The 16,415-nt window shown below is 43.6% G+C and carries 13 protein-coding genes; 12 read left to right on the top strand and 1 reads right to left on the bottom strand.

Features of this window, described 5'->3' with window-relative positions:
- The first annotated feature begins 109 nt into the window (after positions 1 to 109).
- Positions 110 to 619 (top strand): hypothetical protein, encoded by a 510-nt coding sequence (locus tag BJN41_RS07855; protein WP_374706589.1) that lies wholly within the window; start codon positions 110 to 112, stop codon positions 617 to 619.
- Positions 620 to 669: 50 nt separating this feature from the next.
- On the opposite strand, the gene BJN41_RS07850 is transcribed toward BJN41_RS07855, so the two are convergent.
- Positions 670 to 2,088 (bottom strand): phosphate--AMP phosphotransferase, encoded by a 1,419-nt coding sequence (locus tag BJN41_RS07850; RefSeq protein ID WP_070154385.1) that lies wholly within the window; start codon positions 2,086 to 2,088, stop codon positions 670 to 672.
- Positions 2,089 to 2,280: 192 nt separating this feature from the next.
- Here BJN41_RS07850 and BJN41_RS07845 point away from each other — a divergent pair, with 192 nt between their 5' ends.
- From BJN41_RS07845 to BJN41_RS07795, 11 genes are all read left to right on the top strand, one after another.
- On the top strand, positions 2,281 to 2,982 hold the full coding sequence (locus BJN41_RS07845; protein WP_070154383.1) for an FFLEELY motif protein: 702 nt from the start codon (positions 2,281 to 2,283) through the stop codon (positions 2,980 to 2,982).
- 171 nt (positions 2,983 to 3,153) lie between these two features.
- A complete protein-coding gene (ubiE, locus tag BJN41_RS07840) occupies positions 3,154 to 4,098 on the top strand; it encodes a bifunctional demethylmenaquinone methyltransferase/2-methoxy-6-polyprenyl-1,4-benzoquinol methylase UbiE (RefSeq protein WP_019836065.1) in 945 nt (314 codons plus the stop codon).
- Between the two features lie 11 nt (positions 4,099 to 4,109).
- The gene (locus tag BJN41_RS07835) at positions 4,110 to 4,805 is read left to right on the top strand and encodes an SCP2 domain-containing protein (protein ID WP_070154381.1); all 696 of its coding nucleotides are present in this window, start codon (positions 4,110 to 4,112) and stop codon (positions 4,803 to 4,805) included.
- 13 nt (positions 4,806 to 4,818) lie between these two features.
- Positions 4,819 to 6,438 (top strand): ABC1 kinase family protein, encoded by a 1,620-nt coding sequence (locus tag BJN41_RS07830; protein ID WP_070154379.1) that lies wholly within the window; start codon positions 4,819 to 4,821, stop codon positions 6,436 to 6,438.
- Between the two features lie 208 nt (positions 6,439 to 6,646).
- Entirely contained in the window at positions 6,647 to 7,726 is a 1,080-nt protein-coding gene (locus BJN41_RS07825; protein WP_070154378.1) for a patatin-like phospholipase family protein, read from the top strand.
- Positions 7,727 to 7,852: 126 nt separating this feature from the next.
- Positions 7,853 to 8,635, top strand: a complete 783-nt coding sequence (hisIE, locus tag BJN41_RS07820; RefSeq protein ID WP_019836068.1) for a bifunctional phosphoribosyl-AMP cyclohydrolase/phosphoribosyl-ATP diphosphatase HisIE — start codon at positions 7,853 to 7,855, stop codon at positions 8,633 to 8,635.
- Positions 8,636 to 8,661: 26 nt separating this feature from the next.
- Complete coding sequence (locus tag BJN41_RS07815) at positions 8,662 to 10,164, top strand: UvrD-helicase domain-containing protein (RefSeq protein ID WP_019836069.1); 1,503 nt, start codon at positions 8,662 to 8,664, stop codon at positions 10,162 to 10,164.
- A gap of 362 nt (positions 10,165 to 10,526) precedes the next feature.
- Entirely contained in the window at positions 10,527 to 10,793 is a 267-nt protein-coding gene (locus BJN41_RS07810; RefSeq protein WP_019836070.1) for a hypothetical protein, read from the top strand.
- Between the two features lie 606 nt (positions 10,794 to 11,399).
- On the top strand, positions 11,400 to 14,237 hold the full coding sequence (locus BJN41_RS07805) for a monovalent cation/H+ antiporter subunit A (protein ID WP_070154377.1): 2,838 nt from the start codon (positions 11,400 to 11,402) through the stop codon (positions 14,235 to 14,237).
- 4 nt (positions 14,238 to 14,241) lie between these two features.
- Positions 14,242 to 14,607, top strand: coding sequence for a Na+/H+ antiporter subunit C (locus BJN41_RS07800; RefSeq protein WP_070154376.1), 366 nt, complete (start codon positions 14,242 to 14,244; stop codon positions 14,605 to 14,607).
- Complete coding sequence (locus BJN41_RS07795) at positions 14,607 to 16,415, top strand: monovalent cation/H+ antiporter subunit D (protein WP_070154375.1); 1,809 nt, start codon at positions 14,607 to 14,609, stop codon at positions 16,413 to 16,415. The genes BJN41_RS07800 and BJN41_RS07795 overlap by 1 nt, the downstream gene beginning before the upstream one ends.

Here is a 16,415-nt window from a genome sequence, read left to right as displayed (position 1 = left end):
GCCACTTTACAAGCATACTTTTATTGCCTACTTTTTTCAAAATTGCTTTGAACAAAGTAGTTTATTTAGCATACAGCATACAATTACTCGCCAATTTAAGGTTGTACCTATGATAAAAAGAGAGACAATTCCAGACAGCATTGATCCAAACCTAGACTTGGAAAAGATTCGTGCAGAATGCTTAGAACTGGTTAAAAAACGTGCCTATTTTTCAGCAGGTGCAGCAGTCATTCCTGTACCATTTTTGGACGTCGTGATTGATGTGGGCATTTTGTCGCAACTGGTTCCAGAAATTAATGCACGTTTTGGCTTATCTCCTGAGCAAATCAGTGTGTACGATCCTGAAACCCGAAAAGTCCACTGGAGCGAATTGCGTAAACGCGGTGTAGAATTTTCAGGTTTAGTAGTAGCGCGCACTGCAGTAAAAAAATCCCTGAATAATGTCGCAGCCAAATACATCGCCAAACAAGTCACCAAGTTTATTCCATTGGGTGGTCAAATGGTGGCTGCAGGGTTAGGTTATTTTATTATGAAAAAAATTGCCGAAACGCATGTTGAAGAAAGCTACAAACTGGCAAAAAGCATTCAGCTTAAACAAGCCAAAGTTGTGAATGCTTAATTCTTAAATCAAGCTCACTCAACACACAGACTTTACAGCCTCAAGGCAGATTATTCTGCCTTGAGTTGTTTCAAGATAGTTCTTAAAATTTCCAAACGTGCTGCATTTTTGTCATTACTTGGAATGATATGCCACGGTGCATATTCAGTACTGGTACGTTGCAGCATATCTGCCGCAGCCACCAAATAATCATCCCAGCGGCTACGGTTACGCCAATCTTCATCTGTAATTTTAAAACGCTTATGTGGGGTTTCCTGACGTGCTTTAAAACGCAGCTCTTGCTCATCTTTACTAATGGCTAACCAAAATTTAATCACGACAGTTTGATGGTCATTTAAATCTTGTTCAAAGCGGTTGATTTCGTCATAGGCACGCTGCCATTCCAGTGGACTAATCAAACTTTCTACACGTTCCACCAATACCCGCCCATACCAAGAACGGTCAAAAATATTGATTTTTTCTTCAGGCAGAATTTTCGTCCAAAAACGCCACAAATAAGGACGGCTGATTTCAAAGGCTTCAGGGGCGCTAATGGTATAAATTTCGTATTCACGCGGATCCAGTTTTTTTACAATCCGCTTAATCGCGCCGCCTTTGCCTGCAGCGTCCATCCCTTCAAAAACAAGGCTGACATTACGGTTATCAAAACGCAGTGCATCTGCCACTTTTTTAGTGAGTTTCTTTAACTCTGCTTTATAATCATCATCATTGACCGATTCAGATACAGGGTTAAGTAAAACTTCAGGAATTTCTGCAGCTTGCCAAGTAATCCCCGAACTGGTTGGATGCACAGGACAATGCTGTAATGCACGTAAAATATGCTGTGCAAATTGCTGATCGCGGATGGTTTCATCTTCGCAATCAATCACAATCCAATCATCGGTAAAGCGTTGGCGCAGCTTCTGTATATTGTCATATTGTTTTTTATTGCGCCAATCCAAACCGTGCAATTTATGCCAATGCACTTCGCTCGGCTCCATATCATCCAGTCGTTTTTGTAATGATTTCCACGATAAATCGAACCAGATTTTGATGACATCCACATGATTATTTTTTAAGTCTTCTTCATAGGCACGCATTTTTTCAACATAATTATCAAACATCGTGTCATCAATTTGTTTGGACACATGCATGGCTGTGCTTAATAAGTCACTATACCAGTTGCCAAACATCAACATGATTTGACCTTCGGCAGGAATAAAACGTGCATAAGGCTGCCAAAATGCCTGTTTGGGATTAAACGGATTGGGAGCATCGGCTTTTACCCTTAAATAACGCGGATCGACCCATTCTCTTAATTGTTTAACCGCCTCACCCTTACCTGCCAACTCAATACCACTTACTAAAATCAGCAAGCTTTTGGCATTTTTTTCACCTTTGGTATTTTTTAAAGCATATTGAGCTTCAATGAGCTTGACTGAAAGTTGTTCTTCTTCCATGAGTTTAAATTCAGTATTTGCTTTTGACATATTCTGCTCTGTTCTTGTGTTATTGCATCAGTATACAAATTTCGACCCATTTTTTTTTAAACTTTTGGCATTTTTTTGTAGATTCATCTCACACACTGACCTCTGCCATTAGGAATTCTGTGCAATTTGTCATAGCGAGAAGCCCAAACTCACATTAAGATTTGCCCATTCAACTCAATCATGAGACACCCTATGTCTAAACTTGCTGCTTTAGATAAGCTATTAGAACTGTATTATCAATTTAAATATCATAAAAATCCTGTTTTATTTCAACGCTTACAAGATGTGCAAGCATGGCAAAAGCAGCGTATGCAACGCACCCATGCCACACAGTTTGCCGAAAAGCACAATGTCTTAATGGCTGAATATTTTTTAAATCGCTTATATGGTGGCCCTGATTTTGACGCTTTGGCAGGTCAAATTGCCCGCCTATTGAAATATGCACATAAAGCTGAAAAAATCATTCCTGAAAATGCAATCAAAACAGGGACATCAGGAGTGAGTCTGGCGATTTTAGCGGTGCAGTTAGATGAACAAGTCGCGATACAATTGCTGCAGGACTATCCTGAAAATATGCCTTTAAATGATGAGATGATGCGTCTGACTTATTTAAAGCTTGATCAGGGCGAAGCGCGCTTACAGCAACTTAATATGTTAGATGAATTGGGTAAAAACCTAGATAAATATATGCGCTCTTTTGTGGTCTATACCGCTTTCAAAATGTGTAAAGGCGCAGCGCAAAAATACAGTTTTCAAATTATGTATGAGTTTATGCAAGATGGTTTTTTAGCCATGAAACCATTAAAGTCTGCAGAGAAATTTGTGAAACAATTTACTACTACAGAACGTGAAATTATTGCCAAAGTGCATGCGGGTGATTTGCATCCATTTTAATAATCCAAATGTGTGAAATAACCAACACTTATGCCGCACACTTACGCAATCTTTGGTTTTTTCTGTATATTATTCATAACAATTGCATGATGATTACTGTACAAGTGCTTAGAATCTGTCATCATGCATATACTGCAGCCTTAAGCCTTTTTATCCTGAGGAGTGACTCCAATGTCGAATGAAAATCAAACGCCTACCGCTACTCCCGAGTCGGCACAACCAACAGACAAAGTGAGTCCATTCTTAACCGAAGCTCTACCACAAGGCGCTCCACAAGGTCAGCAACAATCTTTAGAACAAAAATTAACGGACACGCCTGTCACGGGTTCAGTACCAAAATATAATTTGCCGCGCGGTGCCAATACAGGCAATGTCGGTGCAACCACACACTTCGGCTATCAAACCGTTAGCAGTGAAGATAAAGCCCACAAAGTCGCTGAAGTCTTCCATTCGGTTGCAAGCAAATACGACATTATGAACGACTTAATGTCATTTGGTATTCACCGTTTATGGAAGCGTTTTGCAATTAATATGTCTGGTGTACGTCGTGGTCAGCGCGTGCTGGATATTGCGGGTGGCACAGGTGACTTAGCTAAAGTTTTTAGCCGTGAAGTTGGCCCTACAGGTCATGTGGTACTGTCAGATATTAACGAATCTATGCTGAATGTTGGGCGTGACCGTCTCATTGATGCAGGCTGTACCAATGTCGATTTCGTACTGGCCAATGCCGAAACTTTAGAACCCTTTGAAGACAACAGCTTTGACTTGCTGACCATTTCATTTGGCTTGCGCAACGTGACCGATAAAGATGCAGCCTTAGCCGCAATGTATCGTGTACTTAAGCCAGGTGGTCGTTTATTGATTTTAGAATTTTCAAAACCTGTCTTTGAGCCATTCTCTAAGCTATACGACCTATATTCATTCACGGCATTACCACTCATGGGTAAAATTGTCGCAAATGACTCAGAAAGCTATAAATACTTGGCTGAATCTATTCGTATGCATCCTGACCAGCGTACCCTCAAAGGCATGATGGAACACGCAGGCTTCCAAAACTGTGATTACCACAATCTTACGGGTGGTATTGTGGCGGTTCACCGCGGCTTTAAACTTTAAGGTTTTATGTTATGTGGTCGATTCTGGCACTCGGTGCAGTTGAACGATTAATTCATCATATGATTGATCTGGATGCCATTACTCGCATTCAGCTCAATGAGTTGAAAGGCAAAATGTTACGTGTAGTGCTCGACTCGCCACAGCTCTCTGTCGATGTGTTTTTTGACGATGGCAAGGTTCGCCTGGAGCCGACGCCAACAGGACACACTGAAAGCGCATCCATCTTTGAACAACGCCCATTCGAGCAGCAGTCAAGCATGACTGAAGCAACGGCGACCTTGCATGTGAAGAATGTGGTGCAATTGCTCAAACTGTTGCTATCAGATGAAGTGGGCAATATTCCACTGCAAGGTGATTATCATCTTTTGCAAGATATACAGCGTATTATGCAGCAAGCTGAACCAGACTTGGCCGCACACTTAAGCCCGTGGATTGGCCCTGCTTTGGCGCATGAAATTGGCAAAATCCAGCTTGCGCCAAAATATTTAAAACGCAGTCTGGACAGTCATTTGTTCTTTGCTAAAGATGTCCTTAAAGAAGACAGTGGTCTATTTGCCCCACGCTGGCAAATGCATGATTTGCAGCAAGATACCCGAATTTTCAATCAAAATTTAGATCGTGCCGAAGCCAAAATTCGACAGCTACAAGCGCAGCTTGATGCACAGCCAGATACCGCTTCTGACACCTTAAACTCAACTCAATCCTAGGGAATAAGTCTTTATGATTCCGCATGTTTCACGTTTACTCGAACTTTGGCGCATTGCCGCGCACTATAGACTCGATACGTTGTTTCCTGCGGAAGAACTACCAGAAAAAGCACGTCATGCGCTCAGTTTTATTCGCATGCACCCTGCCGCTTGGTCAAGTAAAGAACGTAAAAACCCGCTGAAGCTCAAAGAGGCTTTAGAGGAAATGGGACCATTGGCGATTAAGCTCGGGCAATTACTGTCTACGCGTCGCGACCTGATTCCACCTGAGGTTTTACAGCAATTGGTGTTGCTACAAGACCGTGTCAAACCATTCGGGTCTGACGTGGCACAAATGCGAATTCAGCAATCGCTCAAGGCAGACATCAATACCCTGTTTGCGCGTTTTGATGAGCAACCCTTAGCTGCAGCCTCTATTGCGCAAGTCCATACCGCTGCCTTGCATGATGGCCGTGAAGTCGTAGTTAAAGTCACCCGACCCGATATTCGCCAGCAAATTCTGCAAGATTTCGAAATTCTGGAATGGCTTGGTGCAGCACTTGAAAAACGTCTAGAAGCGGCACGCGCTCTACATTTATCTGAAATTATTCAGGACTATCGTCAAATTATTCTTAACGAACTCGATTTGACCTTAGAAGCCGACAACACCCGCCGCATGCGTCACTACTTTACAGGCTCAAGCATGATGTACGTGCCTGAAGTCTATTTGGACAGTAAAGATGTGATGGTGGCAGAACGCATTACAGGTGTGCCGATTTCCGACACGGCAACCTTTGATCGTTTGGGAATGGATCGAGCCGATTTGGCAGAAAAAGGTCTCACCATTTTCTTTACCCAAGTGTTCCGTGACAACTTTTTTCATGCCGATATGCACCCTGGCAACGTCTTTGTGGAAACCATCAATCCGAATAATCCGCGTTTTATTGCGCTAGATTGTGCGATTATGGGCGAGCTATCTAAGCATGACCAAATGACCGTAGCGCGTATGTTGCTAGCAGTGATGAACAGCAACTTTATGCAGCTGATTCAAGTCGTACATCAAGCTGGCTGGATTCCACCAGGCACAGATCAAGATGCCCTCGCCCGCGAAATGCGTCGTACTGTCGGGCCAATGGTGTCAAAACCAATGCACGAATTGGACTTTGCTGGCATTCTGATTCAGGTCATGGATATTGCACGTCGTTTCCATTTGGAAATTCCACCACAATTGATGCTGCTCCTGAAAACGTTGGTGCATGTTGAAGGCTTGGGCACAGACTTATATCCTGAACTGGATATCTGGAAACTGGCAAAACCAATTTTAACGGATTGGATTAAAGCCAATATGAATCCAGTCAAAAATGTCAAAGAAATTGGACAGCAAATTCCAGACCTATTATTGGGTGCGCAAGACTTACCAAGTTTAATGATTGACAGTTTAAATGGTTTAAAAAACCAATCGGCTTGGCATTCCAAACAATTGCATGAATTACAAAGCATGCGTCTGCAAATGGAACATCAGCAAAAACGCAGCTGGATTTTTGGCAGCATTATGGCGATTTTCCTATCCATTGCGATTATTGCACCGTGGTATGTCTCTATTGTTTTAATCGCGTTGGCAAGTTTTTTGGCGATTTGGCGTATGGCTAAATAAAACCATACGTGTTGATAACGTATTAATAAAAGAATATAAAATACTAAAATCCTGTTTAAAGCAGGATTTTTTTAATTGTGCTGATTCGCCCTGACTCACCCCAAAAACCATGGCATGACTCATCAGTCACCAAGTGATGACTCTCGCCATTGTTGTAATAATCATCACACCTACAATTAATGCACATTTGTAGCGTTATAGATCAAGCATGACTCAGATTTTGCATAAACGTGCCCCTGCCCTCAGTATCCGTGCAGGACATTTGGCCCGCCAACTGATTGAACAAGAAGGTTTACACGCCCAACAGGTTGATATTATTCCTGGTGCAGCAGGTGGCCCCAAAGGCATTGGCATACAAGGGCTAGATCAAGCAATTTTTGGTGAGTTTTTTGCCCAAGCCCCTAAACGCCGTACTGTTGTTGGTTCTTCCATTGGCAGTTGGCGCTTTGCCAGTATTTTGGCTTGGGGCGCAAAACAAGGTACTGAGCGCCTGTCCGATTTATACACCAACCTATATTTTCATAAAAAAATGTCACGCCAAGAGGTGGCTGATATTTGTCAGAACATGCTGTTTGAACTGATTCAAGGACAGCAACAGCAACTGATTAACCACCCTGACTATCACCTAACGGTCATTTCAGTCAAAGCTCAGCATATTTTCCAAAGTGACCAAGCCTTACCTTTGCTCGCTTCTGTGGCAGGAATTATTGGCAGCAATGCCATTGCACGCAAACATAACCGCTTGTTTATGCAGCGTGTCATCAGCCAACCTGCGCAAGGGCAACAGTTTATGGTTGAGGATGATTTTGTCACCCATTATCAAGCCCTAAATGAACAAAATGTCGCACCGTGGCTACTCGCCTCAGCGTCTATTCCAGGGGTAATGTCTGCTATTCGTGACATCCCTGATGCACCAGTGGGTAGTTATCGGGATGGTGGCTTGATTGACTACCACTTAGATTTGCCATACCAGAGTCAGGGCATCGTGCTGTATCCACACTTTACTGACAGCATCACCCCGGGCTGGTTCGATAAAATGTTGAAAAACCGCAAGGCCAATCCTGAAAATCAGGCTCGTACACTTTTACTATCACCTTCGGCAGAATATTTGAGCAGCCTGCCTTTAGGCCGTTTGCCAGATCGTAAAGACTTCACTTTAAAAGGTCTAGATCAAGCGCAGCGAATTCGCTTATGGAAACAGTCCGTAGCGGAAAGCCAACGTTTGGGTGATGAATTCTTGGAAATGGTGGAAAAACAAAACTTCCCGCAGTTTATGCAAACGCTTTGACAGCATAAATCTAGCAAGATAATTTAGGTAAATTGTCCTGAATCACGTACACTATAGGGACGATGCAAAATCGTGCGCTTAAAAAATGGCGTCTATACAATTTAAATTAATTTTGGTGAACAACTCATGAATAACTTGCAATGGCTCGATGAAGTAAAATTTAACGAACAAGGATTAGTGCCTGCCATTGCACAACATCATCAAACAGGACGTGTGTTGATGGTGGCATGGATGAACCGTGAAGCCTTGGCACTGACTGCTGAAAAAAATCAGGCTGTATATTTTTCACGCTCACGCAATAAACTATGGCACAAAGGCGAAGAATCTGAACACTTTCAAACTGTGCATGAAATTCGCTTAGACTGCGATGCCGATGTCATCATTCTACAAATTGAACAGCATGGCGGCATTGCCTGCCACACAGGTCGTGAATCTTGTTTCTATCGCAAACTCACAGCCAACGGCTGGGAAATTGTAGATGCACAACTGAAAGACCCAAATCAAATTTACGGTAAACAAGCTGCCAATGCCCACACGCAGGCCATGAGTCAGTCTAAGGCACAAGCTGAACAGGTTGAAGTTTTGGCCTATTTAGGGCAAATGATGAGCGAGCGTAAAACCGCCAATCCTGACTCTTCTTATGTAGCAAAGCTGTACCACAAAGGCTTGAACAAAATTTTGGAAAAAGTCGGTGAAGAAACCGTAGAAGCCATTATCGCAGCCAAAGACTTCAACACCGAAGCCAATGCCAACAATAAAAATGACCTAATTTATGAAGTGGCCGATTTATGGTTCCACAGCATTGTGATGTTGGGTTATTTCGACATTGAGCCGCAAGTGGTACTGAATGAATTGGCACGTCGTCAAGGCTTATCTGGCTTAGTTGAAAAAGCCAACCGCAGCCACTAACGCTTAATTAAAACCAACGCTGATCTGTGTCTGTCATTATCAAGCCCAGCCCGACCTATGAGCAAACCACTGCCATAGACAACGCACGTCTGGGTAAATCCTTTAAAGTGATTGCCTATGCAGGCACAGGTAAAACCACGACCTTACAAATGATCAGTGATGCCATGCCTGAGCGGCGTGGCATGTATTTGGCTTTTAACAAAGCCATTGCCTCTGAAGCACAGAGTAAATTTCACCGTCAGGTCGATTGTCGCACTTTCCACTCGCTTGCTTACCGCAGCGTTCCACGTGGAGTCACCGACAAATTACGTCTGCCACGCTTAAGCCCTAGCTTTATTGCCAAAGAGTACCGTTTAGAGCCAATTACCCTTAGACGGATGATGGGCGGACGTTATGAAAAATATGTGCTGATGCCAAGTCGATTAGCAAGCTTGGTCGCAAATGCAGTCAGTTATTTCTGCTCGACCAGTTCACAATACCCTGCCCCACGGCATTTACAAGCACCTAGTTGGTTGCACCCAGACGACATCGACACTTTACAAAAACATCTTTACCCTGCGGTAGAGCGGCGTTGGCTGGAGTCGATTGACCCCAATCATCAGGCTGGTATTGGGCACGATATTTACCTCAAACTTTGGGCTTTGTCTGAACCGAACATTCCTGCCGATTATGTCCTGTTTGATGAAGCGCAAGATGCTGACCCGCTCATGTTGGGTATTTTACTCAAGCAACGCAATACGCAGGTAATTTATGTGGGCGATGCACACCAGCAAATTTACGCATGGCGTGGTGCAGTCAATGCCATGCAACAACTGCCCTTGCCTGAATCACGCCTGACCACATCTTTCCGTTTTGGTGAAGAAATTGCGCTGACGGCCAATGCCATTTTAGGCGGACTGAATGAAACCGTGCCACTCTTGGGCAATCCAGAATTACATTCCAAAGTGGTCAACAAACCGCATACCAAAATGCGTGATGCGATTTTATGCCGTACCAACGCCCGTGCCATGGAACTGCTACTGGCAGGTTTGGTGCATGGCGATAAAGTCAGTCTGCAAGCCGACCATGTGCGGTTAAACCGTTTTGTGGATGCTGCCGCAATGCTCAAACAAGGCAAACGTGTGACCGATGTTCCTGAATTGGCATGGTTTAACTCTTGGCATGATGTACATGAATATTGTGAAACCCACGATGGCAGCGATATTAAGCCTTTAGTCAAACTGGTGGATGATCATGGTACTGATCCACTCAAACGAGCGTTGGCAAAAATCACCCCAATTGACCAAGCCGACTATATTATTTCGACAGCGCATAAAGCCAAAGGTTTAGAATGGAATCGGGTACAGATTGAAGACGATTATCAATTTAAACTGAACGACAAGGACCATAAAATTAGTGATGAAGAATTAAGACTGCTGTACGTGGCATGCACACGTGCTAAAGTCAGCTTAAATATTCATCATATTTACGATTTGGTACAACAACTGAAAATAAGAATGCCGACATCGTTACGCAAAGCGGTGGGGTAATAGCAGCAGGTGCGCTATGAAAATTGCATCGGTTCATTTCAGACACATCACCTATTTTACAGCCCCAAAACTTTAACTCAATGCTCACGACTTGCCCATTACGCTTATTTTAGCCGATCAAAGCGCTGACAAAACTCGTTGTTAAAGTCTAGTTATCAAGCCACACGCAAATTGAAAGTACCCATCATGTTATATCCGTGTCGCGAGGGAAATGGCATTTTGGTGATTGACTAAATGGATCATCAACTCGATCAGTAGCAAGCAGCACAAATACTGACCCGTCTATATCAAGCTTTTCCCCCGCTTAAAAATTGCGACCACAGGCAACCACAGCGAACTTTTGGAGAATCGGAACGCTTTCTATGTTAAAACTGGGACATCAACCGTTACATCCCATCGCATGGCAAAGTTTACAACCGCAATTTGCAGAAATTTGTGCCGATGTGTTGGAAACCACTCACAGGGCAGAAGAAGTCAGCCTACAAGAACAAAATCAAACGCAATTAGGCACGGCTGAAATTTGGCAACAGATTCAACACCATTTAACTGCCGAACAAAAACAGGAATTGCTACAACGCTTTCAACAATTGGATAGTGTGCCAGCGCCTGATCAATTGCCTGAATCTTAATTGCCGAAGTCTTTCAACGCATACTTGGACAAAAAGCAAGGAAATACTTTATCCCGCCTATATCGGACGGTATATAATGACTTTGCTGAATGAAAAAAAATTGATGTTGTTTTATTCATGTAATAAAATCAGATTAATTTTGAACTTTTATAGTAAAATCCGATTTTGCTGTAGTGTCTAAAGTTGCGCAATACAACTTTTTATATCTTGAATAGTGTCTAATGACCTTTCAAACACGGTGAGAGCTGTAAAAAAAATGCGGTCGATGTAGATCAACTTCATCCATAGTTCAACTAGGTTGTAAATTGACACATCTCCATATTTTTAACACAGCTTTAACCAAACCCAGCACAACCTAATTCGCTGCATCGTCAGCGAAAGATCAGCATATTTTTGCTGCTTGAGCCGCCTAGCCATGTAAAATTATTTTTGCATGATCTTGTTTTGAGTTTAAGTTGCGACAATACGCTCATCAAAACAATAGACCACGTGTTTACTAACACAACTGATTGGCTTTCAAGATTGAATCTTTTGGATGGTGTGTTGCTGTCCTGTAATCCTTGGAAGATAAGATTCATCCTTTAGGTTTTCGACCTATTCACGACAATGGATATGAGTGTGCTACCGATTATTATATTGTTACCGTTAGTACTGGGCACAACCCTTGTCTCGTGGCTGAAACAATTTTCACGCGGGGTAACGGCTTTAGGGGCGATTGGCGTCAGTCTGAGTAGTCTTATTCTGCTCCTGACTCAAGCAAAAGCAGTCTTTAATGGCAAAACGATCATTCAAACATGGTCTTGGCTGCCACAATTGGGGATTGATTTAAGCTTTCGTCTAGATGCGCTTGGTTTATTATTCTCCTTGCTGATCACAGGAATCGGCACACTCATTTTTATTTATGCCCATTATTATTTAAGTCCGCAAAGCTCGCTCAGTAAACTCTATTTTCACCTCATGCTGTTTATGGCTGCCATGTTGGGAATCTCGCTCTCCAATAACCTGATTTTGTTGCTGACGTTTTGGGAACTGACCAGTATTTCCTCTTTCTTATTGGTGGGTTATTGGAGCAATTACGAAGCGGCACAACGCGGCTCACGTATGGCACTGACCATTACAGGCATGGGGGGACTCGCCATGCTGGGTGGTTTTGTGTTATTGGCGCAAATTACAGGCACCTATCAAATTGACCAAATTTTAATGATGACTGAACAAATTCAAAGCCATCATTTATTTGTGCCAACCTTATTGCTGATTTTACTGGGTGCATTTACCAAAAGTGCGCAATTTCCATTTCACTTCTGGCTACCCAATGCCATGGCTGCACCCACGCCTGTTTCTGCCTATCTGCATTCCGCAACAATGGTCAAAGCAGGAATTTTCTTGCTAGCACGCTTATTGCCAATTTTTGCAGGCGCCGCGTTATATCACAACATAGTCACCTTTATTGGTTTGTTTACCCTGTGTATGGCGGCATTCTTTGCCATTTTCAAAGAAGATTTAAAAGGCTTATTGGCGTATTCCACCATAAGTCATTTAGGTCTGATCATGTGCTTACTGGGCATTGGTTCACCGTTGGCAGTGGCTGCAGCAATTTTCCACATCATCAACCACGCCACATTTAAAGCGGCACTGTTTATGATTGCGGGAATTATCGACCACGAATCAGGCACACGTGATTTACGTAAACTTAGTGGCTTATGGCAACTGCTACCCTTTACCGCCACCCTCACCATGATTACCGCGGCCTCTATGGCAGGCGTACCCTTAACCAATGGCTTCCTATCCAAAGAAATGTTCTTTAACGAACTGATAGCAAACTTATCTGGCCCTGTACTGTTGGTTTCTGCAATTGTTGCCACACTGGCGGGTATTTTTGCAGTGGTCTATTCAATACGTTTGGTACACGGCGTTTTCTTTGACGGCCCAATTGGTAAAGATGTTCCAAACAAAGAAGCTCACGAACCCCCGTTTGGCATGCGTGCACCCGCAACTTTATTGGCGGTTTTATGTATTTTAGTCGGCTTGATGCCTGCCTTATTGGTCGAGCATATTGTCAATAGCACAACTCGTGCCAGTACCCAACTGTTACAGTTTGAAGGCACACATTTAGCAATTTGGCATGGCTTTAACCTTCCCTTGCTAATGAGTGCAATTGCTTTGCTTGGCGGGATCATCTTCTATTTCTCGCTCGCCAAAGGTGGAAAAATCCGTGAAATTGACCTCGATCCACATTTAGGTCAATTCCAAGGCAAACTGCTGTTTGAATTATTCTTAAAACATTTACTACAAGTTTCTCGCAAAATTAAACGCAAAACCGAAAACGGTTCACTTCAAAGCTATTTGGTGTGGATCATTGTTTTTACAGTTTTCATGGTCGCGCTACCATTATTCAATCAGGGCTTAACAACTGGTACACGTGAACTCACACATGCCCCTATGATTGCCATTGTTTTATGGTTGTTGCTGTTCTCTGCCTGTTGGATGATGCTGTGGTTCCACCATGAGCGCATCAAAGCCGTCTTAATCAGTGGTGCAGTTGGCTTGGTCGTCACCATGGTTTTTGTGGGACTGTCTGCTCCCGACTTGGCGCAAACTCAAATCACGGTTGATGTTGTCACCACTGTTTTATTGCTMATGAGTCTATCCTTGCTCCCACAATTGACCCCGTATGAGTCAAGCCGTTCACGTCGCTGGCGAGATGCCTTCATTGCGATTGGTGGCGGTATCGGTATCGGCTGGATTGCGTGGCTGGTGATGACTCGCGACCATAATTCAATTTCATGGTTCTTTAATCAGCAATCCATTCCACTCGGTGGCGGAACCAACGTGGTCAACGTCATTTTAGTAGACTTTCGTGGTTTCGATACCTTTGGTGAAATTACCGTCTTGGGCATTGCCGCAATTGGTACGCTGTGCTTAATGGATGGTATGCGTGCGCACGGCACCATCATGACACAGGGTTTAACCTATCGCTTTAATCCTTCGCCGTTAATGCTACGTATTACGGCCTCATGGATTTTACCGATCGCCCTTGTGGTCAGTCTGTATATTTTCTTGCGTGGTCACAACTTACCGGGTGGTGGCTTTATTGCTGGCTTAATTACCTCAATGGCACTAATCATCCAATACATTGCGCTTGGTCAAGACCAGACCGAGCAAATGCTCAAAGCCAAATCTGGACGTTTATACGAAATCTGGATTGGAGTGGGTTTAAGCATTGCAGGTCTGACAGGACTTGCTGCATGGTTCTGGGGACGTCCTTTCCTCACTAGCGCACATATTTATGTCAATCCTCCAATCATTGGTGAAATGCACCTCGCTTCAGCTGCCTTATTTGATGTGGGCGTGTATGTCACGGTGGTTGGCGCGGTCATGTTGATGATTTCGGTCCTGGGCGACTCCCGTCACTCAGGCATGTCTGGCCCACTTCCAAAGGAGTAATGCAATGATTAGTATTGAGTTTTTAATTGCGTCTGCCATTGGAATGTTAGTCGCGACAGGAATCTATTTAATTTTACGTGCCCGTACCTTTCCGGTTGTTTTGGGCTTGGCCATGATTGGTTATGCAGTCAATATTTTCTTATTCAGCATGGGGCGTATTCAACTCAATGCGCCTGCAATTTTGACTGAAGCCACGAAAGTCACTGACCCATTACCACAAGCCTTAGTGTTAACTGCAATTGTGATTGGCTTTGCCACCACTGCATTTATTGTGCAATTGGCGCTGCGTAGCCGTTATGAAACAGGGACAGACCACGTCGATGCCAAAGAAGAACATCCACTGCTTGACCCACGTGAGGATGAGCCATAATGAATGATTTCCTCCAATTTTGGCTACAGCATTCACCGATCTTTAGCATCCTGATTCCAACCTTTACCGCATTTATTTTGGTGCTATTAGGCAATCCGGGCTTTGGTTCACTCTCACATGACTGGCGTCAGCCATGGCGTCGTGGAATTAGTCAGCTCTCTGCTACGCTCGGTTTAGTCACTGCGATCAGCTATTTAATTCAAGTCAGCAGCGGACAAATTATTATATATAATTTGAGCGAATGGGCGGCACCATTTGGCATTATTTTAGTGCTAGATCAACTGTCTGCCCTCATGTTGGTACTGACTTATTCACTTGCTCTGCCATTGCTTTGGTTTTCCAGCAAGAAATGGGATGAGCGTGGTCGCTATTTTCACACCATGGTGCATTTCCTGCTCATGGGACTTTGCGGTGCATTCCTCACAGGTGACTTGTTTAACCTGTTCGTTTTCTTTGAGGTATTACTCCTTGCTTCTTATGTGTTGTTATTGCACGGTCAAGGCAAAGCACGTTTTCAACTCGGGATTCATTACGTCACCATCAACCTATTAGCCTCTGCCCTCTTCCTAATTGGCTTAGGGATGATTTACGGTAGTGTCGGCAGTTTAAACATGACCGATGTGGCGCGTCTAATTCCCCTACTCGATGCTGATGCACATAAAATTGCGGTGGCAGGTGGCTTACTGCTATTTGTGGTGTTTGGTATTAAAGCTGCCATGCTTCCTGTCGGTTTTTGGTTACCTAAAACCTATGCCGTGGCAACAACTCCTGTAGCAGCCTTGTTCACCATCATGACCAAAGTCGGTGTGTATGCTATTTTGCGAGTCAATGGAACCGTATTTGATGATGAGCTGAGCCATAAAATCTTACAAGACTGCTTACTGACGATTGGTTTGATTACTTCCCTGTATGGAGTCATTGGCGCGATTGGTGCTGAGCGCTTACGTCGCTTTGTCGGTTTTATGATGCTGTCTTCAATTGGTACCATCCTCATTGCTATTTCAATGCTGAACACACAGGCATGGTCAGCTGCACTGTATTACTTGATACACAGTACCTTAATTGCAGCGGCTTTCTATTTGCTGTGCGGTTGGATTACTTCTCAACGTGGTGCATTTAAAGATCACTTCACCATTGCCCCACAAATGAAGCAACATAAAGTACTGGCTATCACGTACTTCATAATTGCATTAATGATGGCGGGCTTACCACCATTTAGTGGATTTTTGGGCAAGGTCTTTATTTTGCAAGCCTCTGCCAATATGGCACATCAAGGCTGGATTATTGGCATCATTCTCTTGGTCAGCTTGCTTAGTATTATTGCTTTCACCCGTGTCGGCTTTATTTTATTTTGGCGCGCGACCAAACCTGAAGATGATATACGCACTGAAGCCTATGATGAATATCAGAGATTGCCTGCAATTGCTCCGCCCCGAAATGACCGTGTCATTTATTTACTTTTGACGGGTTTGGTATTGTACGTAGTATTTGCTAATCCAATTCAGCAATATATGCTGAACACTGCACAGCAAATTCAACATAATGCGGCCTATGAAGCTCTGATTCTGAAAAAAGACCGTGCTACAAATGTGATTAGCGTACAACCTTATGATCCATTGTACTTACCAGAAACCAAGTACGGTGGCGAAGCAATCGATGCCAACGCACATTTAATTCCATACGTGATTCATCCAAATACCTTGGAAGGCGAGCATATTTCTGACTATAAACAACGTCAGATTCAACAGCAAAATCGTGAGGAAGCGCAGCAACCTAGCGATACTCAACTCAAACCTGCGGAGCCCTAA

The organism is Acinetobacter towneri, from assembly GCF_001758345.1.
GTDB classification, from domain to species: Bacteria; Pseudomonadota; Gammaproteobacteria; order Pseudomonadales; family Moraxellaceae; genus Acinetobacter; species Acinetobacter towneri_A.
The sequence above is the reverse complement of the archived record's forward strand: the minus strand, read 5'-3'. Positions and strand labels throughout refer to the sequence as shown.